Raw genomic sequence first — 22,738 nt, 5'->3', positions numbered from 1 at the left:
ACCCTCCCCCGCACCCCAGACTACTATCGGGCCATCGGGCAGCGCCTCGGGGCCCGCGCACAGCACCCGGTCGATGCTGCGGGCGATCCGGATTCGAGCGCCGCATCGAGGCCCGGAGCCTCGGGCATGGCGGGCAGCGCTCCGGTCGCGACGACGACCACGTCGGGCTTTTCCGCGAGAATCCTCTCTAGGCTGAGTTCCTCGTTCAGCCGCACGTCGACGCCCAGCTTCGCGATCATCGTCCGGTGCCAGTCGGGTTGGTAGGCGATCTGCTCCATGTTCGGCAGAGTCCGGTAGTTGCCCGCCCAGGCCATTGCCCCGCCCAGTTGCCCGCTCTTCTCAAAGAGCGTGACACGATGGCCGGCCTCGCTTGCAGTAATAGCATATTCCATGCCGCCGGAGCCGCCGCCGGCGATCAGCACGCGGCGGGGATGCAGCGTCGGGACCAGACGATATTCGCGATCGCGACTGAAGGCCGCGTTCTGCGCCGAGCCGGCAACGCCCTTGCCGAAGATGTTGCCGGCCAGCAGCGAGGCGCCGGTGCGTGTCGATTTGCGGATTTCGTCTTCGCGGCCCTCGGCGATCTTGCGCGGGAAGTCGGGATCGTCGAGCGACTGGCGGCACGAGGCGAAGAAGTCCGCCGCGCCTTCGCCCACCATCGCACGCATCTGCGCGGGCGTGTTGATGTTGCACGATCCCATCAGGGGCATGCCGATGCCCCGTGCATCGAGGCCCTCGCGCATGCGCTTGATGTAGGGCAGCGCCACGAGGTTCGGCACGTAGAAGCCACCGCCGATGATCTCGCCGGAGGAAACCTCGGGATCACGGCTCTTGGCGGGCAGCATTGAGCCGAAGGTGCAGTCGAGCGCGTCGATGCCCAGCGCGTGGAGGCGCGGCGCGTAGTTCTCGATGAAGTAGTCGAGGTCGTAGCCGCCGACGAAGTTCTCGTCGCAGACCAGGCGCGGGATGATCGGGTAGTCCTTGCCGCAAAGCTCCTGCGTGCGCTGCAGGATCTGCTCGCAGAACAGGAAACGGTCAGAATATTCGTCGTTGCGGCCGGTGTTTTCGAGCAGCGACAACGTCACATGCGGCAGCGAGCCGTGGCAGAAGTGGAACGAGACATAGTCGTAGCCCGCTTCCTTCGAGCGGCGGGCAGCCTGGGCATAGGCCTCGACGAGTTCGCGATAGGTTTCTGTGGACACAACCCCTGGCTGCTGGTTGCCGATCGGGTACTTGCCGGTCGGCCCCCAAGACACCGTGCCCGGAATCCAGCCCTTGCCCGGCTCGAGCGGGAAGGTCGCGCCGACGCCGGGAATCAGCCCGCCGTAGAACAGCTGGATGCCTGCGAGTGCGCCGTTGTTGTGGATGACCTCGACCAGCTCGCGCTGGCTGATGATGTAGGTGTCGTCGTAGAAGCCGAACATGCGCTCGTTGATCAGGCCGTCCCAGCGCACGTTCGTGGCGCCAACGCAGACAGCGCCGAAGCCACCCGCCGCAAGGGCCTCATAGGCGCCAACCGCCTGGCGCGTTACATAACCGCGGTCGTCCGACATGTTCATCGTCGTCGGCGCATGGACCATCCGGTTACGGAAAGTCAGATTGCGCGTCTGAAACGGCTGCAGAAGTGGATCGGTCACTGGTCCTCCCAAGGGGCAATCCGCACAGGCCGGCCAAGTCTTTCCCCGCTCTGCTGGTCGGGGGGCTTGCTATGGCAGCCCGAATCGAGATACAGCCTGTATGTAGATGAATTGAGCAAAATGCGATGCATTATTTTAGAGGCGGTGAAATGACGAGAATCTGCCCGCCAGCGGCGCGCTTAAATCAAGGTTGTCGCTAATGCGGGACTTGGGCCACCTTGCCAGCGCGTTGCAGGATTCCCTGCCGGGAAGCACGCGCATCACCGCGATCACCCCCCTCACTACCGGTTTTTCCAACGAGACCTACCGGATCGAGGGCCCCGACTTGATCCTTCGGCTGCCCCCGTCGGCGGGTGCGATGCTGGATGGACATGACGTCCTGGCGCAAGCGCGTATCTATGCGGAGCTCGGTTCGATCGATGACGCGCCGCCGGTGCCGCAGATCGTTTCGATCGGCGAAGACGACACTCTGATTGGCACGCCCTTCTTCGTCATGGAGCGCGTGCCCGGCGAATCCATCGACGACATTTCTATGCAACCTTGGTTCGCCGAGGGGACCGACGCATTGCGTGGGCAGATTTGCCGCAATTGGGTGTCGTCGTTCGCGCAGCTGGCGAAGCTGGCTCCGTTGCGGGTTCTTGGCCCGGCGCTCACGCCCGAGGACGATGCCAGGACGTGGCGCGAATTCGCCGGGCGGGCCGACAGCGGTAGACTCGTCGCGCTCTTCGATCGCCTGCTCGCCGAGCCGGCTTCGCGCAGCGGCCCACCCGCTGTCGTCCATGGCGATACAAAGCTGTCGAATCTCATGTGGCGGCACGCTGAAGTAAGCGCCGTGCTCGACTGGGAAATGGCCCTGAACGGTGAGCCGCTCGCCGATCTCGGCTACATGCTCTATTCCTTCGAAAGCGAATACCACGGCGCAACCCGGGCCCAGAAGCTGCCGGGAATGCTGACGCGTGACGAAGTGATCGCGCTATGGTCGGATGTTTCGGGCCGGTCAGCCGAAGGTCTTTTTTGGCACGAGATCGCGCAGATTGGGAAGATCGGTGCGATCATCGCCGAAGGCACGAACATGTACGTCACAGGACGGAGCAGCGACCCGAAGCTCGCCCTATTCCAGAAGAACCTCGACTACTACCTCGGCGTGATGGAAGCCATGCTGGACGGCGGCGGCTTCTGAGATTTCAAGGAAAGACCATGATCGACACCATTGCGCTGCTGACCGACGCCGATGAGTTCTTCAATCACCAGATCGTCAATACCCATGCCGCCGTGGGCACCGCCGATCGGGCCTGGACCGAGAAGGCCTGGTTCACGCTGATGCGCAAGGACGGCCAGCTGCAGATCAATTTCGGGCTGGGCAAATATGCCAACCGCAACGTGCTTGACGGCTTCGCCGGCGTGCAGCGCAGCACGCAGCAGCGCACCGTGCGTGCCAGCCGGGTGCTTGCGCCGCGCATTGAGGACATGAGCGTCGGTCCGCTCGGCTACGAGGTGATCGAGCCGTTCAAGACCATCCGGCTGACCCTGGCCGAGAACACGGCGCAGCCACTTCGCTTTGAGCTAACGTTCCACTCGGCCATGCCCGCCTTCTTCGAGAAGCGCGACGTCGTGATTAGCGCCGGCCGCACCGCCTCAGACGTCATCCGCTTTCACCAGGCGGGCACCATCTCCGGCTGGATCGATATCGAGGGCGAGCGCATTTCAGTGGACCCGGAAGAGTGGTTCGGGTTCCGCGACCGCAGCTGGGGCGTTCGCGAGCATGTCGGCCTCGATCCGACCGACCTCGTGCCTGGCAGTGTCGGCAACACTGGCAGCGCCAAGACCGGCGGCTATCACTTCAACTGGCTGGTATCGAAGATCGACCGGCCCGACGGCAGCAGCTACGACCTCGCCTACTATTTCCGGGACTTCGGCGGCGACGGCCCTCCGGATTTCTTCAGCGGCTACATCAACGAAAGCGACGGCCGGCAGACACCGATATTGCACCTCTACCCGGAGATCGACTACCGCGCCTCCGATAAAGGCGCGATGCGCGGCCGGGTGACGGCATTGCTGGCAGGCAAAGGCAAGGAAATGGTCGAGCGCGTCTTCGAGATCGAAGCGATCGATCCGGAAATGGGCTTCCGCCTGCTCCCCGGCATGTATGGCGAGTGGAAAGGCCAAGTGCATGGCAGCTTCAAAGGCGAGGAATTCCTGGACGGTGAATGCATCGACGATGTCAATAATTCGGTGAAGCTGGCGGAAACCTATCGCTGGCAGATTCGCGATCGGCCGGTGCGCATAAGTGAGGGTGGGAATACGGGATACGGCGACATGGAAAGCATCATTCTCGGCGAATACCCCGGCGTTCGCGTGGTATGACTTTTCGGCCGCAAAGGCCGCTGCTGGCCATGACCGAGCAAGTAAAATCAAATCGCGGCGGCACCCTAAAGGCGCAGCGAGACAGGGCTGTCGCGACCCGCGCCGCCATCGTTCAAGCCGCCCGCAAATTGTTCGCAGAAGCGGGATACCACGCCACCGGCACGACAGATATCGTTGCACGGGCGGACATGACACGCGGCGCATTGTACCATCACTTCGCCGACAAGGAGGATTTGTTCGCGGAAGTTTTCCGTACCGTAGCCGAAGAACTGGTCAATCAAGCAAACGCTTCGGTCGCAACGCTCTCGGGCAATCTTCAGGCACAAATAAGCGCTGCATTCACCCAGTATCTGCGGTTGGTTGCGGAAAATGAGGAATATCAGCGCATCCTGCTCATCGATGGACCCTCCGTACTAGGTTGGGCCCGATGGCGCCATCTGCAGTCCGAGTTCATTGCGAGCGGAACTGCTGATGCTCTCGAAATGCTAATGAACAGCGGTCACGTTGCACGGCAGCCGACGGCGCCTTTGGCAAACCTGCTGCAAGCGGCACTGAACGATGCCGCACTGACGATCGCTAACTCGGACAATCCCGCACAAGCCAGTGAGGAAGTCGGAAAGGCTTTCCTCGCCCTGCTTGGCGGTCTTCAGACGAACCGTTGAGTGGACAAATATCGACGCTCAGCAACGCGCCGTTCCGCATCGATTTGCTGATGTCGGCCGGGGAGCGCGGTCGGGACACCCCCGACCGTACCCCACATTCCCAGCTCGGACACATCCCGCAGGAAACTCCGAGATGGTTTACAATTGCCGTAGGCCAAGCAAATCGCTCGTTTGCCGACTTAGGGCACGTGTCGCTCCGAATGGTTGGACGGTCTTAACGGGCGCGGCGAGCAGTCCCTCGACGCGCATTAATGGGCACGCACCGCGCGAAAACAGCCCCTGGGCCCCGAAAAGGCGTTTGTAGAAGCCCTGGTCACCTCAAGATCCGCCACGGTGATCGTGACGTGATCGATGCCCAGTAGCACGTTCCAATTCATCCGAACGAGACCGGAAACTGGAGCTGCCGCGCCTTCTCGTCGGGAGCCAGTTCACCGATCCGAGCGATCTTGACCCGGGTATGGGCGATCTTCCACTCATCGCCCTCGCGTACCAGGGTTCGCAGATACCAGCCCGAGTTCCACCGGTCATCACTCGCCGGTATGAACAGATAGCTTTGGACCGTCTCGGCGCGGTCGCCCTCAAGGTCGATCCGCGCCGCACCGGGAAGATGCACGCCATGTGGTGCCTGCGAAAGCATGGCGGAAACCTCCTCGCGGCCACGAAGGCTTTGGCGGAATACATCATAGACCGTGTCTTGGGTGAAGAGGTCCAACCATTCGTCAAACTTGTTAATTTCAAGTCGCAGGCAATATTCATCGAGCACTCGGCGAATAGCCAATTCGTCTGCGACCTTTCGTAGGCAATCATCCGACATAGCATCTCAATCCTTTTTACGGTGCAGGCCTATTTGACGGCCGCTCGGACACGTGCAGCGATGGAGTTGGCGCTCGGCACCTGGCCTGTCTCGATCTCCTTCGAATAGGCGATCGGGGCATATTCGGCGCCGAGGCGGATGGCGGGAGACTTGAGCTTGCCCCACAGTTCCTCGTTGATCGTGCTGCAGATCTCGGCGCCCAACCCGCAGAACTCGACGGCGGCATGGACGACCACGGCACGGCCGGTCTTCTTCACCGATTCGAGAATGCGGTGATAGTCGATCGGCACCAGCGAGCGCAGGTCGATGACTTCGGCGCTGATGCCTTCCTTGGCCAGTTCCTCGGCGGCGGCGAGCGCTTGGTGCACCATCCAGCCATAACTTATCAGGGAGACGTCAGTACCTTCACGCTTCACCTTGGCGACGCCCAGCGGGATCTTGTAAGCGCCAGTCGGGACTTCGCCCTTTTGGGCGAAGAGGAGCATGATCGATTCCAACAAGACCACGGGATCGGGATCGTCAATTGCCGACAGAAGCAGGCCCTTGGCGTCGATCGGGTTGCTCGGAAACGCCACCTTGATACCAGGCGTATGAGTGAGCCAGGCCTCCAGCGACTGCGAATGCTGCGCACCGAAGCCGCCCATGCCGCCACCCAGCTGCATGCGGATCGTCATCGGCGCATGTGTGGCCGAACCCGACATGTAGCGCTGCTTGGCGGCGTGGTTGGCGATCTGATCGAGGCAGACGCCCATGAAGTCCGCGAACATGATCTCGGCGATTGGGTTCATACCTGCGATCGACGAGCCGATCGCGGCGCCGATAATAGCCTGTTCGGCGATCGGCGTCGGGCGCACGCGACGGCCTCCGAAATCGGTTTCTAGATCCTTGTTGGTGCCGAATGCTCCGCCATGCGGATCGCCGACGTCCTCGCCGAGGATAAAGACCTCATTGTTAGCGGACATGGCGATGTGCTGAGCATTCTGGATCGCCTGAGCCATGGTCATCGTTTCGGTCGAGCCCGAGAACTCGCCTTCAGCTTCGCGGACCGGATAGTGGCCGCGCTTGGGCACGCAATCGACGTCGGCGAAGACGTCGACCAGGGTCTCGCTCGCGGGCGTGACCTTGCTTTCCAGCGCCCGGACGATGGCGTCGTCGACTTCGGCCTTGGCAGCAGCTTCGAGCGCGGTGAGCTCCTCCTCGCTGGAGATGCCGGCCTCGAGCAGCAGCGCGCGGGTCTTCTCGTAGGGCGCGCGCTCCCTGCCGGCGGCGAGCTCTTCCTTCGTGGCGTTGTAGTTATCGCCAACGCCCGCGTGCGGCCCGAGACGATAGGTCATGGCTTCCACGAAGACCGGGCCGCTACCGGCGCGGACGTAGTCGATCACTTCCTTCATGCCCTTGTAGAAGGCTGCGGGGTCGTTGCCGTCGAGCTGCACACCCTTGAAGCCTAGGGCTTCGGCGCGGCCGAAAAAGTTCGGGCTGGCGGTGTAGGTCGGGATACGCGTGTATTCGCCCCAGGCGTTGTTCTGGCATAGGAAGATCACCGGCAGCTTCCAGGCGCCGGCAAGGTTCATCGCTTCGTGCACCGCGCCGATCGAGGTGGCGCCGTCGCCGAAGTTGACGATGGTGACACGGTCCTCGCCGCGCTCCTTGGCCGAGATGGCCAGGCCGTTGGCGATCGGGGCGCCGGCGCCGACGATCGCGGTGGTGACCATCGAACCCGACGAGGGATCGGAAATGTGCGGGGATCCGCCCTTGCCCTTGTTGACGCCGTCCTCGCGGCCGAGCGCTTCGGCAAACATGCCGTAGAGGTCGACGCCCTTGGCCACCTGGTCATGAATGCCGCGATAGGTGGTGATCATGTAGTCGCGGCTCGTGGTGAGCTGCGAGATCGTCGCGGGGATGCACTCCTGGCCAGTCATCGGCCAGTAGGTGAACTGGAACCTGCCCGACGAAAGCCCGGCCTGGACCGCCTTGTCGACGGCGCGGATGCGCGCCATCTGACCGTAGATCGCCTTGAGGATTTCGGGTTCGATTCCAAGATTTCCCTGTCCCATCACGACGACTCCAAAATAGCATCATGGGTATCGAACCGCTGATCGATGCGACCACACCTGAAAATACACGTCATCGCCGACAAAACCTTCGAGCCAGCGCGGGCGATCCTGCAAACATAAACGCCGTTTTTACACAGACTCGGTCGATATATGCGCTACGACAAACGCTACAGCGCGGCTGCGGCGGATGGGTATACCGACCGCAGTCCCCGCAATGGCAAATGCGAAGCCGTCCATCGGCTCCCCTTTTCCAGTATGAGCGATTGGAATTGTCAAGAAGCGGCAATTGCAAGGGTATCCCGGGCTGTTCGATGAGTGGCAAGATCGTTCCTCCGCCACTCCGTTCGCCGGGTCTTTTTGATACGCCTGCCGCCGGGTCCCATCGCGCTCATGCTGCGGCGCTCTCGGGTTCGGGATCGTCGAACTGATAGAAGCGGGCGTATTGCCGACGGTAGGCGAGCAGCGGGCCGTCGCCCTTGACCAACATCGGCTGCTCTTGGAAACGCTTGGCGTTCCAGATCGGAATGTCCTGGTGCACTTGCTTGACGAGGTCACGGATGCGCGCTGCAGTAACCCGGGCTTTGCCCTCGCTGATCCCCGGCGGGGTAAACATCTGCCAGCGCAGATGGGTATGTTCCGCGTCGATCGGCGTCACTTGCTGAGCCTGCACGACATGGCAGACGTCGACATATTCGACCATCGACTGGCCCGGGCCGACAGCAGTTGTTTCGATCCTGCCGGTCATAGGACCGCGCGGCGTGTTCATTTCCGCCACCACCGTATTGCGGCGCATCCAGCCATCGAGCTTGAACTCGCCCTTGGGTGCGAAAGGCACGCCGTGGACGGCGCCGAAATGGGCGTGGTCCTGGCCGTTTTCGGTGATTTCCTGGACGTGGATGTTGATCACCCAGTCGTAAGTGCTGTGCAGCGTCCATTCGCCGTCGGGGCATTCGGGCAGGCGGGCGACCTCCCACTTCGGCGCCACCCTCCTGGGATGGTACCAAACGTAGACGACCCCGTCCGACTCCGTGACCGGCCAGGTCGGCAGGCAGCCGCGCTTCGCCTGCGGGGGGATGACGTCGGTGTAGGGAATGTTGGTCACCGCGCCTTTGCCGTCGAAGCTCCAATGATGGAAGGCGCAGCGCAGGTCATTGCCGACAACTTCGCTGCCGACACCCAGATGCGCGCCGAGATGCGGGCAGAAGGGATCGACCGCGTGGATCTCGCCATCCGCCCCGCGCCACATGACGAACTCGGTGGCGAAGTAGCGCAAGGTCTTCACCTCGCCCGGTGCGATGTCGCCCGACATGGCGACCGCGAACCAGCCGAAGGGGATCGGAAACTTGGCAAAGCCGCGATCGAGGGGAGAGGTGGCAGCGTCCATCGCAAACTCCGAAAAAGCCCGGCGCATCGACTCAATTAATGCACTAGGTGGATTTCATTCTATCGTGCCGCGGCGAGCAGGTCAAAACGCGCCGACGATCATCGCCCGGTCGGGATCTCCCGGAAGGGCACGGTCTTGTCGACGCGGATGTCGCCCGGCAGGCCGAGCACGCGTTCCGCGATAATGTTCTTCATGATCTCGTCCGTCCCGCCGCCGAGCCTGAGCCCTGGCGCCCACAGGAAACGGTGCTGGAACGCGCCGTTCATCGCCGCTTCGTCGGGATCATCGAGCAGCCCCTGATGGTCGAGAATGTCGAGCGCCTTGTCAGTCAGCGTCTGCGCCAGGTTCGACCAGAGCAGCTTGCCCGCCGAGCCCTCTGGTCCCGGCGTCGCGCCCTTGGATAGCGAGGTTAGCGTGCGGAAGCTCAGCAGGCGGATCGCCTCGGCATCGACATAGAGATCGGCCAGCCATTCGCGGAATGCCGGATCATCGAGCGCCGGACCGTCAAACGAAGGCGTCTCGCGTGCCAAGTCAAGAATATCGCGCCAATTTAGTCCGGTGCCCGAGCCCAGCGAGGCGCGTTCGTTCATCAAGGTGGTGATGATGACCTTCCATCCGCCACCCTCTTCGCCAACGCGTTGGCTGTCGGGCAGGCGCACGTCGGTGAGGAAGACCTCGTTCAGTTCGTTGTCGCCCGACATCATGCGGATCGGTCGGACTTCGACGCCGGGCGTCTTCATGTCGAGCCAGAACACGGTCAGGCCCTTGTGCTTGGGCACGTCGGGATTGGTCCGCGCGACCAGCATGCCGTAGTCGGCGATCTGCGCGCCGCTGTTCCACACCTTCTGGCCGTTGATCACCCAGTCGTCGCCACCTGCCCCGGACCCCGATCCGGGGTCGCGGACGGCCGCGCAGCGCACGCCGGCCGAGTCGGAACCGCTCGCCGGCTCCGAGAAGAGCTGGCACCAAATCTCCTCCCCGCGCACCGCCGGCGGCACGCGGGCGAGCGAGGCCTCGTCCTTGTTGTGCTCCATCAGCGCGGGCAGCAACATGTCCAGCCCGGTCCGAAAATAGTTGAACTGCATTCCCGCGCGGGTCTCCTCCTGGCCGAAGACTGCCTCCTCGATCGCCGTGCCATCCGCCCCGCCCCACGCTTTCGGCCAGGAGATGCAGGCATAGCCGGCATCTGCCTTGGCCGTCTGCCACAGGCGCGCGACCTCCTTGTGCCGCGGGTGCCACTGGCGTTGCTCGGTCGGTGATAGCACGCTCAGATCGGGCGCATTGGCGGCGATCCAGGTGCGGACCTTAGCACGGTAGGCGGCTTCTTCGGGGCTTTCGTCGAAGTTCATGCGGCCTTCCCTTCGTTTTCCGAGGCAACGCGCTGTTCGAGCCGGTCGGCGACGCGGCGCTTCCAGTCGCGCGGGGCGCCAAGAATCAGCCCGAGATGGCGAGCGCGGCGGTAGAAGAAGTGGCAGTCGGCTTCCCAGGTGAAACCGATGCCGCCATGCGTCTGGATGTTTTCGCGCGAAGCGAGGAGATAGGCCGCCGATCCCGCGACGCGCGCGGCGGCGGCGGCCAGCGGCAGCTCGGGCGCGTCGGTCGAGAGCGCCCAGGCGCCGTAATAGGCGTTGGCGCGAGCGACCTCATTGCGGATGAAGACGTCGGCGAGCTTGTGCTTGATCGCCTGGTAGCTGCCGATCGGGCGGCCGAAGGCATAGCGCTCCAGCGCATAGTCGCGTGCCATCTCAAGGCAGCGGTCGGCGCCGCCGAGCTGCTCGAAGGCGAGAAGGATCGCCGCGCGATCCTCTATCCGCGCCAGCTCTTCGAGACCTTTGCCGGGCTGCCCGAGCGGCTGAGCCGGTGCTCCACTGAAAGTGATCTCGGCGGCGCCGCGCGTGGGATCGATCGTCGAGACCGAGCGGCGCTCGACCCCTTCACCCGTGAGATCGACGAGATAGAGTCCCGGCTCCGCATCGGCCATGGCGAGAACGATCGCGCGATCGGCAGCAAGACCATCGGTCACCGGCAGCTTGCTCCCGGTCAGCGCGCCGCCCGAAAAGCGTGTCGCAATCCGCTCGGCCGTCAGCACCCCCGGCCCTTCGGTCACGGCCAGCGTTCCGATCAGAGTGCCCGCGGCGACTTGCGGCAGGAGATCCGCCTTCTGCGCCTCCGAGCCCGCAAGCAGCAGGCCTTCCGCGAACTGATAGACCGTGGAGGCGAAAGGCACCGGCGCCAGCGCGCGGCCCAGTTCCTCGGCCAGCGCGCAGAGTTCGACGTAGCCCATGCCGATGCCGCCATGTTCCTCGGGGATCGCGGCGCCGCACCAGCCTTGCTCGCCAATGCGCTGCCACAGCGCCCGGTCAAAACCCTCGGTCGGGTTTTCCAGCGCGGTGCGAACCACCGACAGCGGCGACACGGCGGCGAGGAAACGCCGCGCTTCGTCCTTCAACGCCTTCTGCTCATCGGTATAGTCGAAATTCACGGCATTCCTCCCGGCGGCCGATCGGCTTTACAATACTCCACGCCTGTTGCAATAGTTTCGATGATATTCGCCTGGCCGGCTGCTATTGCCAAGCTCGAATTTCGCCCCATTGGCCCATGGCGATCACCGGTTCATCAACTCGCGCGGCACTAGCAAGGGTGATATCGCCCGGCACTTTCCCATGCGCCTTGGGCATCGCGCGTCTTCGGCGAAATGGACAGGTTTCCAATTAGGAACAGGACTTGACCGAAGTCATTCCACCACAACCCCGCCAAACTGCTCTGGGCCGCCCCCGCGGACTCAGCCTCGGGAGCCGACGCCATGGCAAAAACGCGCAATACGCGCCGAATCGACCGATTAAGCGCACAAGCAGCCTGCGCCAATGCAGTGCAATCTGCTTGTACAGCTCGACGAGCTACGCACTCAACCTGCTGGGCGGGCCCAAAGTAATCATGCGCCACTCTGGTACGAGTGGGTTCGGTAGCCCTGAATGCGGCGGCGGATCAGGCCTTGCGCTTGAATGCCGCCTTAGCAGCCTTGGCCCCGGCCTTAGCGCTTTGTCCGCCAAACCGGCCATTGATGAACAGCGCGATCTTGACCTCGATATCCTTTTCGGTCGGTGCCACGCTCGCCCAGCCGAAATAGATCATGACCGTGCGGTTCCCCAGCAGGAGATCGACGAACAGATCGGCCGACTCGTCATGATCGCCCTCAGGGATCAGACCCTTGTCGGCAAGCTCGCGGAAGAGAACTGCGACATTGCCGGTGAAGCGGGTGAAAATCATTGTCGCAATTTTGCTCATCAATTCGGGAAAGCGGGCACTTTCCGCGATCATCAGCCGCATCAGCTCGATCGAGCGCGGGCGCAGCGCAACCTCGTAGGAATAATTCGCCGCCTTGTGCAATGCCGCGACGAGATCCTCACCCTCCCCCAGCTCCGGTCGATCGATCCTGGCGCTGTCGCGCGCGAAGATAACCTCGCGGAAGATCGCCTCCTTGTCACCGAAGTGCTGATAGAGCGTGCGCGTGGCAACGCCGGCCTTCTTGGCGATGTCGAGCAGTGTCGTCGCCGCAAAGCCGCGGCCGACGAACATGGCGGTCGCGACTTCCATGACCTTGAGCTTGCGCCGTTCGAGCTCGTCCGCCGTCGGCCTGCCCGCGCGGTTGCGCTTGCGCTTGGCCGGCGCCTTGGCGCGCGAAGTTGCGGCGAGTTTCCGGCCGCTAGCCTTCTTCGAAGCTGGGGCAACTTTATCCAACATTTCACCTCGCTAGCGGCGGAAACACGTGCTTACAGAACAGAAAATGCAACGCGATACCGCTCAAATGGTCAATTTCGGCCCTGGAGACAAGTCCTTTGCATGCGTGTTTTCACCAGTTGCATTGCATTGGTACGGGCATGCCAGAAAGGCAGCATCGCGAATCGTAGTTCCGTAGGTTCCCGAAGGTCAGGCTGCTGTCTTGAAAGGACTGCAGCACGGGATCAATCACAGAAAGTCCTTTGGGGCGATCAGGCACCTTGGGCGCGATCGATGGAGATTGTGGACCCGGAGACGAAGCTGGCGCGCTCCGAGGCGAGGAACAGCACGAGGTTGGCGATTTCCTCGGGTTGCGCGGCGCGGCCGCTGCTGAAGATCGCGAGGGTCTTGTCGTGACCGCCGAGCTTCTCGTCGAACCGGTCATGGACCGCCTGCGCCATAGCAGTGTCGGTGAAGCCCGGCAGCACGGCGTTGATCCGGATGTCGAGCCCGGCCCGGTTGGTTTCGAGGGCCGCGCTGCGGGTGAAATGCGACACAGCCGCCTTGCTGGCGCCGTAGGACGCCATCGCCGGGTTACCCTTGAGCGAGGCCGTCGAAGAGATGTTCACGATCGCGCCCTGCCCGGTCTTGCGCATGAAGCGCAGAGCCATCGTCATGCCGAAGAGCGTTCCATCGACATTGACGCCGAAGACTTCGCGATAGGTCTCGAACATCGCCTCGTCGACGCGGTCGAAGCGGGCGATGCCAGCGCAGTTGACCAGGATGTCGACCCGGCCCCATTCGCGCTCGAGCCAGTCCGCGAGATCATGCCAGGCGGGCTCGCTGGTTACGTCGAGCTGGCGCGCGATGGCCCTGCCTCCTGCCGCCTGGATTGCATTGGCCGCTTGGGCGGCGCCGTGTTCGTCACGGTCCAGGACGATGGTCACGGCGCCGGCAGACGCCATCGCCATGGCCGAGGCACGGCCGATGCCCGCCGCCGCGCCGGTCACTAACGCGAGCTTGCCGGTAAGGTCGATCCATCCTTCGGAAGTGCCTGTCATGTCTAAATCCTCACGCGCTCTCGAGGATATGCACTCCAGCGGCGGCGCCGAAACCCAGCACGTGAGAGAGGCCGATCCTGGCGCCCGCAACCTGCCGCGCGCCCGCCTCGCCGCGCAGATGCTCGACGATCTCGACCATGTTAGCGACTCCGGTCGCACCGATCGGGTGCCCCTTGGAGAGAAGACCGCCCGAAACGTTGACCGGGATCCGCCCGCCGAGCGCGGTGGCGCCGCTGTCGATCAGGCGGCCCGCCTCGCCTTCGCCGCAGAGGCCGAGGTTTTCGTAATGCAGGATCTCTGCCGTGGCGAAGCAGTCGTGCAGTTCGACGAGATCGAGATCCTTGGGACCGAGGCCCGCCATCTCGTAGGCTTTCGCAGCCGCGAGCCGCGTCACCGAATTGGCATCGAACATCACCGGGTTGCGCAGCTCGTAGGGATCGGAGGTCAGCATCGAGGCGCGGATGCGCACCGCGCGGCTCATGCCGAGTTCGCGCGCCTTCTTCTCGGAGACAAGCACGAGCGCCGCGGCGCCATCGACATTGGCCGAGCACATGAGCTTGGTTAGCGGCCAGGCGATCATCTCGCTGGCGAGCACTTCCTCGAGCGGCGTTTCCTTGCGGTACGCCGCCTTGGGATTCATCGTCGCGTGGTGGTGGTTCTTGACGGCGACCTGGGCGAACTGCTCGATCGTCGTGCCATAGGCTGCGGCATGGACCATGCCTGCCTCGGCGAAGACCGCGGGCATCGATTCCCGAACCGAACAGTCCCTCTGGCGGCGGGCCTTCCTGGGGCGCACCGCCGAGCATACCGCGCGGGTTCTTCTCGGCGCCGACCGCGAGCACGCAGTCGTAGATGCCGCTCTTGATGCCGATGAACGCCTCGCGCACCGCAGTTGCACCCGAGGCGCAGGCATTGGAGACGTTGATGCAGGGCACCCCGGTCTGGCCGATCTCCTTGAGCACCTTCTGCCCGAGCATCGACTGCGCATTGAAGCACGACGAGGCATAGACCGCGCCGATATCCTTGATCGACAGCCCAGCGTCGTCGAGAGCTTTGAGCGATGCTTCGGCGCCGAGCTGGTAATAGGTTCTGTCGGGATAGCGCCCGAAGGCGATCATGTCGGCGCCGACGATATAGACGTCGCTCATTGCACATCTCCCTGGGGCACGAAGTGGAACCCGACGTAGGGCACGCCTTCCTTGTCGCGCGCGCCGCCGGCATCGTCGAACACCAGCCCGACCGGCATTCCCTGCCGCACGGCCGCCGGATCGACGCCGCGCAGCGTGCCCTTGAGTGTCAGGCCGTCATCGAGATCGACGATCGCCGAAACGAAGGGCACCGCGATGCCCGGATAGGAGCGATGGACCACCGACCAGCTATGGACCTTGCCGGTATTGGCCGCGCGAAATGCCTCCGGGGCAGTGCGACTAGCGCAACTGCGGCAGGCCATGGTCTGTTCGGTAACGACCGCGCCGCAGTCACCGCAACGAAACCCTTCGATCGAGGGGCGGCCGCCCGCACCGATGCGGATCACGCTACTGCCGGGCTTCGGCGCCACCATGCTATCTGCCGTCAAGTCATCTCTCCTCGGCGCACCCGGCCCAACCCTCATTGCAGGAAACTTCATCTGATCCATGGTCAGTCGCGAGAAGCGTGCATTGTCATAGCGCAGCGACGATGCGAGTAAAGAATGAATACGACCTATTGCAATATTTTCGTTTACAGCTAGGGCAGCGATGCACACCAGCTTGCCGCTGCCGACGCGAACGTCCTGACAAGCAGCAACGCGACTGGAATAGGAAACTGCGGGCCGGATTCACGCGCCGCCCCACTTCGAGAGCTGGATCGGAATGACAAGCAATCCCGACTTGCAGGCGCTGAAGGACCTCGTCGCCAATGAACCGCAGCTCTTGGATGCACATCTCGCCGCGCTCGATCCGGTGCCCTTGCTGCTGGTGTACACGCACCTTTCGGGCGACGAGTCGCTGCTCGAAAAGTTTCATCCCCATATCAATGGGGCCTGGAGTTTTGAGGTCGACGTGCCTGAAGCGCTCCAGGCCGAACTGCGCGAAAAGGTGATCGCGACGTTCAAGGACTATGCGGAGAACGATCGCCCGCTGCCACCGGCGCCCGACTTAGATCGCCTCCAGCATATGTGCGACGTCGCCGTCGGTCAGGCCGTTCCGCCCGAATACCTGCCGATGGTCCTCGAAGAGCTCAACTTCGACAAGGCGGATGCCAAGTCCGTCCCCTGGCGCAAGCCCGTCTCGCGCGAAGTGATGGACCGCTATCACGTGCTGGTGATCGGCTCGGGCTATTCAGGCCTCGCCATGGCGATCAAGCTCAAGGAAGCCGGCATCCCCTTCACCGTCATCGAGAAGAACGACGACGTCGGCGGCACCTGGTACGAGAACTCCTATCCGGGCGTCGCGGTCGACACGCCCAACCACTTCTATTCTTACTCGTTCCGCACCTCGTCCGACTGGGACCATTATTTCGCGCAGGGTCCGGAGATCATCAACTACATCCGGACCGTCTACCGCGAGTCCGGCGTGGCCGATTACATGCGTTTCGAGCAGGAGGTCGTCCGCGCCGTCTGGGACGAGGAAAGCCAGCTCTGGGCCGTCACGATCCGGCGCAAGGACGGCACCCAATACGAGATGAAGGTCAACGTGCTGGTCAGCGGCACCGGCCTGCTCAACCGCCCGTCGATCCCGCCAATCCCGGGCCTTGAAGACTTCAAGGGCCCGATGTTTCATTCGGCGCGCTGGGATCACGGCGTCGACCTCACCGGCAAGCGCGTCGTGCAGATCGGCACCGGCGCGAGCGGCATGCAACTCGGCCCGTCGATCGCGCCCAAGGTCGGCCATCTGACCATCTTCCAGCGCTCGCCGCACTGGGCGCGCAAGAACCCTCTGCTCTTCGCCGAGGTGAGCGACGGCCTCAAATGGGGGCTGGAGCACGTCCCATTCTACACCAAGTGGTGGCGCTTCCAGCTCCTCTACGCAACGTCGGACGGTATGCTGCCCCACTTGCGGAGGGATCCGAACTGGCCCGAACCGGAGACCTCACTCAACGCCTTCAACAAGGCGATCCGCGAACAGTTAATCGCGGAAATGCGCGCCGAGCTGAACGGTGACGAGGAACTGCTCGCCAAAGTCACGCCGTCTTTTCCGCCCTACGGCAAGCGCATGCTGCGCGACAGCAAATGGTTCAGCACGCTGACCCGCGACAATGTCGAGCTGGTCACGGGCCCGGTGCAGAAGATCATCGCGACTGGCGTCGTCGACAAGGACGGAGTCGAGCATCGCGCGGACGTCGTGGTCCTGGCGACGGGCTTCAAGGCGCAGACACCGCTGTTCCCGATGGAGATCGTCGGCACCAACGGGTCGCTCCGCGATCACTGGGGCGACGATGATCCGCGCGCACACCTCGGGATCACCGTGCCCGAATTCCCCAACCTGTTCATTCTCTATGGCCCGGGCACGAACGGCGGACATGGCGGCAGCGCGGTATTCAATTCCGAATGCCAGGTCCGATACACCATGCTGGCCCTGCGCGAGCTGATCGAGCGCGAGGCTGGCAGCCTCGACGTTCGCCGCGAACCTTTCGACGCCTATCAGGCGGAGTTCGACGCCGAGCACGAACAGCTTGTCTGGTCACATCCAGGCGTGAACAACTGGTATCGCAACAAGTCGGGCCGCGTGGTGACGAACAACCCCTGGCCGCTTTCGCGCTATCGCAACATGACCGCAGCGTTCGATCCCGCGGACTACGACATCAAGACCGCCCCAAAAGATGCCAAGGTGAACGCGTGAGCCTCGACCCCCTCCTCAGCCCGCGCTCGATCGCCGTCGTCGGCGCGTCCGACAATCCCAAGCGGATCGGCGGCGTGCCGGTGGATCTGTTGAAGCGCGCGGGCTTCGAAAGGCTCTATCCGGTCAATCCCAAGAACGAGACGATCCAGGGGCTTGCCGCCTACAAGGACATCGAGGACGTTCCCGAAGTCGTCGACCTCGTGATCGTCGCGCTCTCGGCCGAGACCACCCTGCCCTATCTCGAACGCTGCCACGCGCTCGGCATCCCGGCGGCCATTGTCTTCGCCTCGGGCTATGCCGAGACGGGCGAGCCGGAAGGAGCAGCCAAGCAGGCGGAACTGGCCGCCTTCGCGCAGCGCACCGGGATGAAAGTTGCCGGCCCCAACTGTATGGGCAATGCCAACTTCAACCAGGCGGTCTTCACCACCTTCGGCCAGTCTTTCCAGCCAGGTGAGGCGGCTGGCAACACGGCGCTCGTCACCCAGAGCGGCAACATGTGCGCGACCGTGTTCCGCATCGCCCGGCGCGCGGGCGTGACCTTCAGCCAGGTGATCAACACGGGCAACGAGGCCAGCGTCGAGCTCAGCGACTATCTCGACAACCTTTCCGGCGATCCCAACACGACCTCGGCGCTCTGTTACATCGAAGAACTGCGCAATGGCCCGAAGTTCCTCGCCGCCGCTGCCCGGTTCCGCGAGGCAGGCAAGCTGCTGGCCGTCTACAAGGTCGGTGCCTCCGAAAAGGGCGCCGAGGCGACGCGGTCGCACACCGCCGCTCTGGCGGGGGATTCGGCCGCGTACGATGCCGCCTTCACGCGGGCCGGCGTCGCGCGGGCGAGCGAGCTGTCGGTGCTGGCGGATCTCGCCTACCTGCACAGCCTCGGCGGCAGGATCGGTGGCAGCAACTGTGCGATCCTGTCGATTTCGGGCGCGGCCGGAGCAATCCTCGCCGATGCGCTGGCGCTGAATGGTGCCGAGGTGCCGACGCTGCCGGATGCCGTGCAGCGCGCACTCAGCGAGCAGATCCCGGGCCATTCGATGGTCTCCAACCCTATCGACATGACGGGTAACGTGGTCAATTCGAACGACTTCCTCAGCGAGTGCATTCGCCTGGCGCTAAGCCCCGACGAGATCGACCTGCTGCTGCTCTACACGCCGGGCGCCTTCCTCGCGCTCGACCAGGTCGAAAAGGCGGCGGCGGCGAGCGGCAAGGCGATCGTCGTGATCGATACCTTCGCCATGGCCGACCGTGACCGGCTCGCGGCGGCGGGAATAGGCTATTTCGAGGACTTCGACCGCGCGGCCCGTGCCATCGCTGCCTATGGTCAATGGAAGAAGGCCGGCGGCAAGAATGCTAGCGCGCCGACATCCAAGGCTAGTTGGCCCGCCCTCCCCGCCGACCGCAGCGCGTTGTCCGAGACCGAAGGCAAAGACGCGCTTGCCGCCTTCGGCGTGCCCGTTGTGCATGATGTCCTGGTGCACAGCGCCGCTGAGGCCCGTGCAGCCGCCGAGAAGATCGGCTACCCGCTGGTTGCCAAGCTGGTCAGCCCCGACGTCGCGCACAAGACCGAACACGGCCTCATCCGCCTCGGCCTTCAAAACGCCGATGCCGTAGCCGACGCTTTCGACACGATGGCGGCCAAGGCTCGTTCGATGGCCGGCGTCCATATCGAAGGCGTCACGCTCGAGCCGATGCTCCAGGGCGGGGTCGAGATTCTGGCCGGCGTCACCCGCGATCCGGTGTTCGGGTGGATGCTGACCGTCGGGCTCGGCGGGGTCTGGACCGAGCTGATGCAGGACGCCTGCCACAGCCTGTTGCCGGTCGATGCCGGCGAGGCCGAGGCCATGTTGCGCAGCCTCAAGGGCTTCGAGCTGCTCGACGGCTACCGCGGCTCGCCGAAGGCCGACGTCGCTGCTGCCGCCAAAGCTATCGCCGCGCTGGGCGAGGCCGTGCTGGCTGGCGGAGAGCGGCTGCGCGAAGTGGAGATCAATCCGCTGCTGGTGCTGCCCGAAGGAAAGGGCGCCGTTGCGGTCGATGCGCTGGTGCTGCTGAATGCGGTCGCCAGCCAAGAGGAGGAACTGGCATGAGCGACGACCTGGTGACCCCGCAAGAGGTCGACATCGTCTACGAAACCGACGAGCCGATCCTCTATGAAGTGGCGGATGGCATCGCCTGGATCACGATGAACCGGCCGCAGTTCAACAATGCCCAAAACGGGCAGATGACCTATGCGCTCGACGATGCCTTCCGCCGTGCGACCAACGACGACGCCGTGCGCTGCATCGTCTTGGCGGGGAACGGCAAGCACTTCTCCGCCGGCCACGACATCGGCACCCCGGGGCGCGACCTGCACCACGAGTTCGACAAGCGCGAGATACTGCCCGGCCATACCAACAAGCCCGCGGCCGAGCTGCTCTACACCCGCGAGCAGGAGCAATACCTCGGCATGTGCCGCCGCTGGCGCGACGTGCCCAAGCCGACCATCGCCATGGTCCAGGGCGCCTGCATCGCCGGCGGGCTGATGCTCGCCTGGGTTTGCGATCTGATCGTCGCCAGCGAGGACGCTTTCTTCCAGGATCCCGTGAACCCGCTGATGGGCATCCCGGGCGTCGAATACTTCGCCCACGCCTATGAACTGCCGCCGCGCGTCGCCAAGGAATTCCTGCTGCTGGGTGAGCGCATGACCGCGCAACGCGCCGAACAGTTCGGCATGGTCAACAAGGTGGTCCCGCGCGAGGAATTGCGCGCGGCAACCGAAGCCTGGGCGACCAAGCTCGCCGGCCAGGGCCGCCTCGGCAACTGGCTGACCAAGCAGGCGGTCAACCACGTCGAGGAACTGCGCGGCAAGCGCTCGGCGATGGACGCCGTGTTCCACATGCACCACTTCGCCCATGCCCAGAACGATCTGGTCACTGGCAGTTCGATCGGCGGCATGAGCGGCAAGGCGGCGGCGGCGGCGAACAAGAAAGCGGCTGGCGAGTGAACCTCGAGTATACGGCCGAACAGCGCGCCTTCCGCCAGGAAGTGCGCGACTGGATGGAAGCTAACGTCCCCAAGGAGCGCCTGCCCTCGTTCGACCTCACGCGTGAAGGCTTCGAGGCGCATCGCGACTGGGAGCGCAAGCTGAGCGATGGCCGCTGGGGCATGGTCACCTGGCCTGAGGAACTCGGCGGTCGTGGGCTCGACCTGATCCGCTGGCTGATCTTCGAGGAGGAATACTACCGCGCCGAAGCGCCGACCCGGGTCAACCAGAACGGCATCTTCCTGCTCGGCCCGACGATGATGGAATTCGGCACCGAAGAGCAGAAGCAGCGCTTCCTGCCCTCGATGGCCGCTGGCGACGTGATCTGGGCCCAGGCCTGGTCAGAACCCGGCGCGGGCAGCGATCTCGCCGGCGTGCGCTCGACCTGCACGCGTGACGGCGACCACTACGTCCTCAACGGCCAGAAGATCTGGTCGAGCCGCGCGGTCTTCGCGGACTGGGCCTTCGGCCTGTTCCGCGAACCGGGCAGCGAACGCCACAAGGGCATGAGCCTGATCCTGTTCCCGCTCGACGCGCCCGGCATCACCCGCCGCGCGATCGAGCGCATGGACGGCGAGAAGGTCTTCGCCGAGATCTTTCTCGACAACGTCCGCGTCCCCGTGGCCGACCGGCTTGGCGGCGAAGGCGAAGGCTGGAAAGTCTGCATGGCCACCGCCGGGTTCGAGCGGGGGCTGCTGCTGCGCTCGCCGGCGCGCTACCAGCACGCCGCAGCCAAGCTGATTGCGCTGTACGAACGCCACAAGGAAGACCTGCCAGCCTCGATCGCCGAACGCGTCGCGCAGAGCTGGATGGACGCCGACGCCTATGCGCTGGCGATCTATGCCATGTGCTCGCGGCTCGCGGCCGGCGGCACGATCGGGCCCGAAAGCTCGACCAACAAGATCTTCTGGTCCGAGATGGACATGGCGCTGTCCCAGACGGCGCTCGACATCCTGGGAGCGCGCGCCGAACTGGTGGATGGCGATCCCGAACGCTGGCTCGACTACTACATCTTCGCGCTTGCGGGCCCGATCTACGCCGGCTCGAATGAGATCCAGCGCAACATCATCGCCGAGCGCATGCTCGGACTGCCGAAAGGCTAGAGCGCCATGCATTTCGCCTTCACCGAGGACCAGCTCGCGATCACCGAAGCCGCGAGCGAGATGCTGGTCGAAAGCTGCACTCCTGCCGACCTGCGCCGCCTGCTGGCGAGTGGCGAGACGCTGGACAATATACGCTGGCAGACGATCGTCGACATGGGACTGCCCGGCATCTGTGCCCCGGAGGACAAGGGCGGCCTCGGGCTCGGCCTGATCGATTTGGTCGGCATTGCCGAGGCGGCCGGCTATGTTGCGTTGCCCGAACCGCTGGTCGAGCAGGCGGGCATTGCCGTGCCGCTGCTGGCCGGTCTGAAAGACGACAAGGGCTGGCTCGCGCGTGTTCTGTCGGGCGAGATCGTCGCCATCGGCCATCCCGCCAATCCCTTCGTCGCGGATGCCGACAGCGCCGCCGCCTTGTTGCTCGGCCATGGCGACGAATTGCATCTGGTCGAACGCGATGCCGTCGCGCTGACGCGCGCGGAAAGCTTCGATCCCTTCCGCCGCCTGTTCCGCGTCAAGTGGACGCCCTCGGACAAAACCCGCGTCGGCAGCACTTGGGGCGATGCCGCCGAACGCGGCGCCGTCCTCGCAGCGGCGCAGATGCTCGGCCTCGGCCAGCGCTGCATCGACATGGCGGTCGCCTATGCCAAGGATCGCCACCAGTTCGGCAAACCGATCGGCAGCTACCAGGCGGTCAAGCACCTCCTCGCAACCGCGCAAGTGAAGATCGAGTTCGCCCGGCCGGTGGTCCACGCCGCTGCGGCGGAGCTGTCGCGAGGAAACGTCGCGGCGAAGGCACGCGTCGCCCACGCCAAGCTTGCCGCTGCCGAAGCGGCCGACCTCGCGGCCCGCACCGCCGTGCAAGTCCACGGTGCCATGGGCATGACCTGGGAAGTCGACGTCCACTTCTTCCTCAAGCGCGCTCTCGCGCTCAAGACCGCTTTCGGAACGCCGGCCGGACACAGGGCACAGGTGATCGACCGCATGCGGACTCTGCCGACCGGGCCGGAGTTCGCTTTCGCCAGCGAAGTGGCCGGATCACCCATCCCATGACCCTAGCCACGATGCCCGGGGAACTGATGCGAAACTCAGGTCCCATGATGCT

At 64.1% G+C, this 22,738-nt stretch carries 19 protein-coding genes and 1 pseudogene; 8 read left to right on the top strand and 12 right to left on the bottom strand.

The features are described from left to right. Positions 1-23 precede the first annotated feature (23 nt). Complete coding sequence (locus KRR38_RS00590) at positions 24-1,637, bottom strand: FAD-dependent oxidoreductase (RefSeq protein WP_217397592.1); 1,614 nt, start codon at positions 1,635-1,637, stop codon at positions 24-26. A gap of 199 nt (positions 1,638-1,836) precedes the next feature. Here KRR38_RS00590 and KRR38_RS00585 point away from each other — a divergent pair, with 199 nt between their 5' ends. From KRR38_RS00585 to KRR38_RS00575, 3 genes are read left to right on the top strand one after another with little or no spacing between them, the layout of a single operon-like run. Next, complete coding sequence (locus KRR38_RS00585) at positions 1,837-2,817, top strand: phosphotransferase family protein (RefSeq protein ID WP_217397590.1); 981 nt, start codon at positions 1,837-1,839, stop codon at positions 2,815-2,817. A gap of 17 nt (positions 2,818-2,834) precedes the next feature. After that, positions 2,835-4,001, top strand: a complete 1,167-nt coding sequence (locus tag KRR38_RS00580) for a hypothetical protein (RefSeq protein ID WP_217397588.1) — start codon at positions 2,835-2,837, stop codon at positions 3,999-4,001. Between the two features lie 29 nt (positions 4,002-4,030). Continuing rightward, positions 4,031-4,663, top strand: coding sequence for a TetR/AcrR family transcriptional regulator (locus tag KRR38_RS00575; protein ID WP_217397586.1), 633 nt, complete (start codon positions 4,031-4,033; stop codon positions 4,661-4,663). Positions 4,664-5,036: 373 nt separating this feature from the next. Here KRR38_RS00575 and KRR38_RS00570 read toward each other — a convergent pair whose 3' ends face one another. From KRR38_RS00570 to KRR38_RS00520, 11 genes and pseudogenes are all read right to left on the bottom strand, one after another. Next, entirely contained in the window at positions 5,037-5,477 is a 441-nt protein-coding gene (locus KRR38_RS00570; RefSeq protein WP_254514581.1) for a nuclear transport factor 2 family protein, read from the bottom strand. A gap of 29 nt (positions 5,478-5,506) precedes the next feature. Beyond that, positions 5,507-7,531, bottom strand: coding sequence for a thiamine pyrophosphate-dependent enzyme (locus KRR38_RS00565; protein WP_217397582.1), 2,025 nt, complete (start codon positions 7,529-7,531; stop codon positions 5,507-5,509). Between the two features lie 70 nt (positions 7,532-7,601). Further along, positions 7,602-7,817 (bottom strand): zinc ribbon domain-containing protein, encoded by a 216-nt coding sequence (locus tag KRR38_RS00560; protein WP_254515057.1) that lies wholly within the window; start codon positions 7,815-7,817, stop codon positions 7,602-7,604. Between the two features lie 102 nt (positions 7,818-7,919). After that, a complete protein-coding gene (locus KRR38_RS00555; protein WP_217397580.1) occupies positions 7,920-8,915 on the bottom strand; it encodes an aromatic ring-hydroxylating dioxygenase subunit alpha in 996 nt (331 codons plus the stop codon). A gap of 98 nt (positions 8,916-9,013) precedes the next feature. Next, on the bottom strand, positions 9,014-10,264 hold the full coding sequence (locus tag KRR38_RS00550; RefSeq protein ID WP_217397577.1) for an acyl-CoA dehydrogenase family protein: 1,251 nt from the start codon (positions 10,262-10,264) through the stop codon (positions 9,014-9,016). Beyond that, positions 10,261-11,397: an acyl-CoA dehydrogenase family protein gene (locus tag KRR38_RS37250; protein ID WP_217397576.1), complete on the bottom strand. Its 1,137-nt coding sequence runs from the start codon at positions 11,395-11,397 to the stop codon at positions 10,261-10,263. Before KRR38_RS37250 ends, KRR38_RS00550 begins: the two co-directional genes overlap by 4 nt. Before the next feature lie 503 nt (positions 11,398-11,900). Beyond that, positions 11,901-12,656, bottom strand: coding sequence for a TetR/AcrR family transcriptional regulator (locus KRR38_RS00540; protein ID WP_217397574.1), 756 nt, complete (start codon positions 12,654-12,656; stop codon positions 11,901-11,903). A gap of 248 nt (positions 12,657-12,904) precedes the next feature. Beyond that, positions 12,905-13,693: an SDR family NAD(P)-dependent oxidoreductase gene (locus KRR38_RS00535; protein WP_217397572.1), complete on the bottom strand. Its 789-nt coding sequence runs from the start codon at positions 13,691-13,693 to the stop codon at positions 12,905-12,907. A 10-nt stretch (positions 13,694-13,703) separates the two neighbouring features. After that, the gene (locus tag KRR38_RS00530) at positions 13,704-14,438 is read right to left on the bottom strand and encodes a hypothetical protein (RefSeq protein WP_217397570.1); all 735 of its coding nucleotides are present in this window, start codon (positions 14,436-14,438) and stop codon (positions 13,704-13,706) included. Positions 14,439-14,571: 133 nt separating this feature from the next. Then, a pseudogene (locus KRR38_RS37625) lies at positions 14,572-14,811 on the bottom strand (thiolase family protein); the annotation flags it as partial. Positions 14,812-14,837: 26 nt separating this feature from the next. Further along, positions 14,838-15,269, bottom strand: a complete 432-nt coding sequence (locus KRR38_RS00520) for a Zn-ribbon domain-containing OB-fold protein (protein ID WP_217397568.1) — start codon at positions 15,267-15,269, stop codon at positions 14,838-14,840. 274 nt (positions 15,270-15,543) lie between these two features. Between KRR38_RS00520 and KRR38_RS00515 the strand changes: the two genes are divergently transcribed. From KRR38_RS00515 to KRR38_RS00495, 5 genes are read left to right on the top strand one after another with little or no spacing between them, the layout of a single operon-like run. Continuing rightward, the gene (locus KRR38_RS00515) at positions 15,544-17,511 is read left to right on the top strand and encodes an NAD(P)/FAD-dependent oxidoreductase (protein ID WP_217397566.1); all 1,968 of its coding nucleotides are present in this window, start codon (positions 15,544-15,546) and stop codon (positions 17,509-17,511) included. Then, a complete protein-coding gene (locus tag KRR38_RS00510; protein WP_217397564.1) occupies positions 17,508-19,598 on the top strand; it encodes an acetate--CoA ligase family protein in 2,091 nt (696 codons plus the stop codon). Before KRR38_RS00515 ends, KRR38_RS00510 begins: the two co-directional genes overlap by 4 nt. Next, entirely contained in the window at positions 19,595-20,494 is a 900-nt protein-coding gene (locus KRR38_RS00505; RefSeq protein WP_217397562.1) for an enoyl-CoA hydratase, read from the top strand. The genes KRR38_RS00510 and KRR38_RS00505 overlap by 4 nt, the downstream gene beginning before the upstream one ends. Continuing rightward, a complete protein-coding gene (locus KRR38_RS00500; protein ID WP_217397560.1) occupies positions 20,491-21,636 on the top strand; it encodes an acyl-CoA dehydrogenase family protein in 1,146 nt (381 codons plus the stop codon). Before KRR38_RS00505 ends, KRR38_RS00500 begins: the two co-directional genes overlap by 4 nt. 6 nt (positions 21,637-21,642) lie before the next feature. Further along, positions 21,643-22,686: an acyl-CoA dehydrogenase family protein gene (locus KRR38_RS00495; RefSeq protein ID WP_217397558.1), complete on the top strand. Its 1,044-nt coding sequence runs from the start codon at positions 21,643-21,645 to the stop codon at positions 22,684-22,686. The last annotated feature ends 52 nt before the right edge of the window (positions 22,687-22,738 follow it).

The organism is Novosphingobium sp. G106 (assembly GCF_019075875.1).
GTDB lineage: Bacteria > Pseudomonadota > Alphaproteobacteria > Sphingomonadales > Sphingomonadaceae > Novosphingobium.
Note: the sequence above shows the minus strand (reverse complement) of the source record. Positions and strands in the feature narration are given on the sequence as shown.

Coding starts and splice junctions, on each gene's coding strand:
- KRR38_RS00585 (WP_217397590.1), top strand. CDS start 1,837: ATGCGGGACTTGGGCCACCTTGCCAGCGCGTTGCAGGATTCCCTGCCG.
- KRR38_RS00580 (WP_217397588.1), top strand. CDS start 2,835: ATGATCGACACCATTGCGCTGCTGACCGACGCCGATGAGTTCTTCAAT.
- KRR38_RS00575 (WP_217397586.1), top strand. CDS start 4,031: ATGACCGAGCAAGTAAAATCAAATCGCGGCGGCACCCTAAAGGCGCAG.
- KRR38_RS00570 (WP_254514581.1), bottom strand. CDS start 5,477: ATGTCGGATGATTGCCTACGAAAGGTCGCAGACGAATTGGCTATTCGC.
- KRR38_RS00565 (WP_217397582.1), bottom strand. CDS start 7,531: ATGGGACAGGGAAATCTTGGAATCGAACCCGAAATCCTCAAGGCGATC.
- KRR38_RS00555 (WP_217397580.1), bottom strand. CDS start 8,915: ATGGACGCTGCCACCTCTCCCCTCGATCGCGGCTTTGCCAAGTTTCCG.
- KRR38_RS00550 (WP_217397577.1), bottom strand. CDS start 10,264: ATGAACTTCGACGAAAGCCCCGAAGAAGCCGCCTACCGTGCTAAGGTC.
- KRR38_RS00540 (WP_217397574.1), bottom strand. CDS start 12,656: ATGTTGGATAAAGTTGCCCCAGCTTCGAAGAAGGCTAGCGGCCGGAAA.
- KRR38_RS00535 (WP_217397572.1), bottom strand. CDS start 13,693: ATGACAGGCACTTCCGAAGGATGGATCGACCTTACCGGCAAGCTCGCG.
- KRR38_RS00530 (WP_217397570.1), bottom strand. CDS start 14,438: ATGCCCGCGGTCTTCGCCGAGGCAGGCATGGTCCATGCCGCAGCCTAT.
- KRR38_RS00515 (WP_217397566.1), top strand. CDS start 15,544: ATGACAAGCAATCCCGACTTGCAGGCGCTGAAGGACCTCGTCGCCAAT.
- KRR38_RS00505 (WP_217397562.1), top strand. CDS start 19,595: ATGAGCGACGACCTGGTGACCCCGCAAGAGGTCGACATCGTCTACGAA.
- KRR38_RS00495 (WP_217397558.1), top strand. CDS start 21,643: ATGCATTTCGCCTTCACCGAGGACCAGCTCGCGATCACCGAAGCCGCG.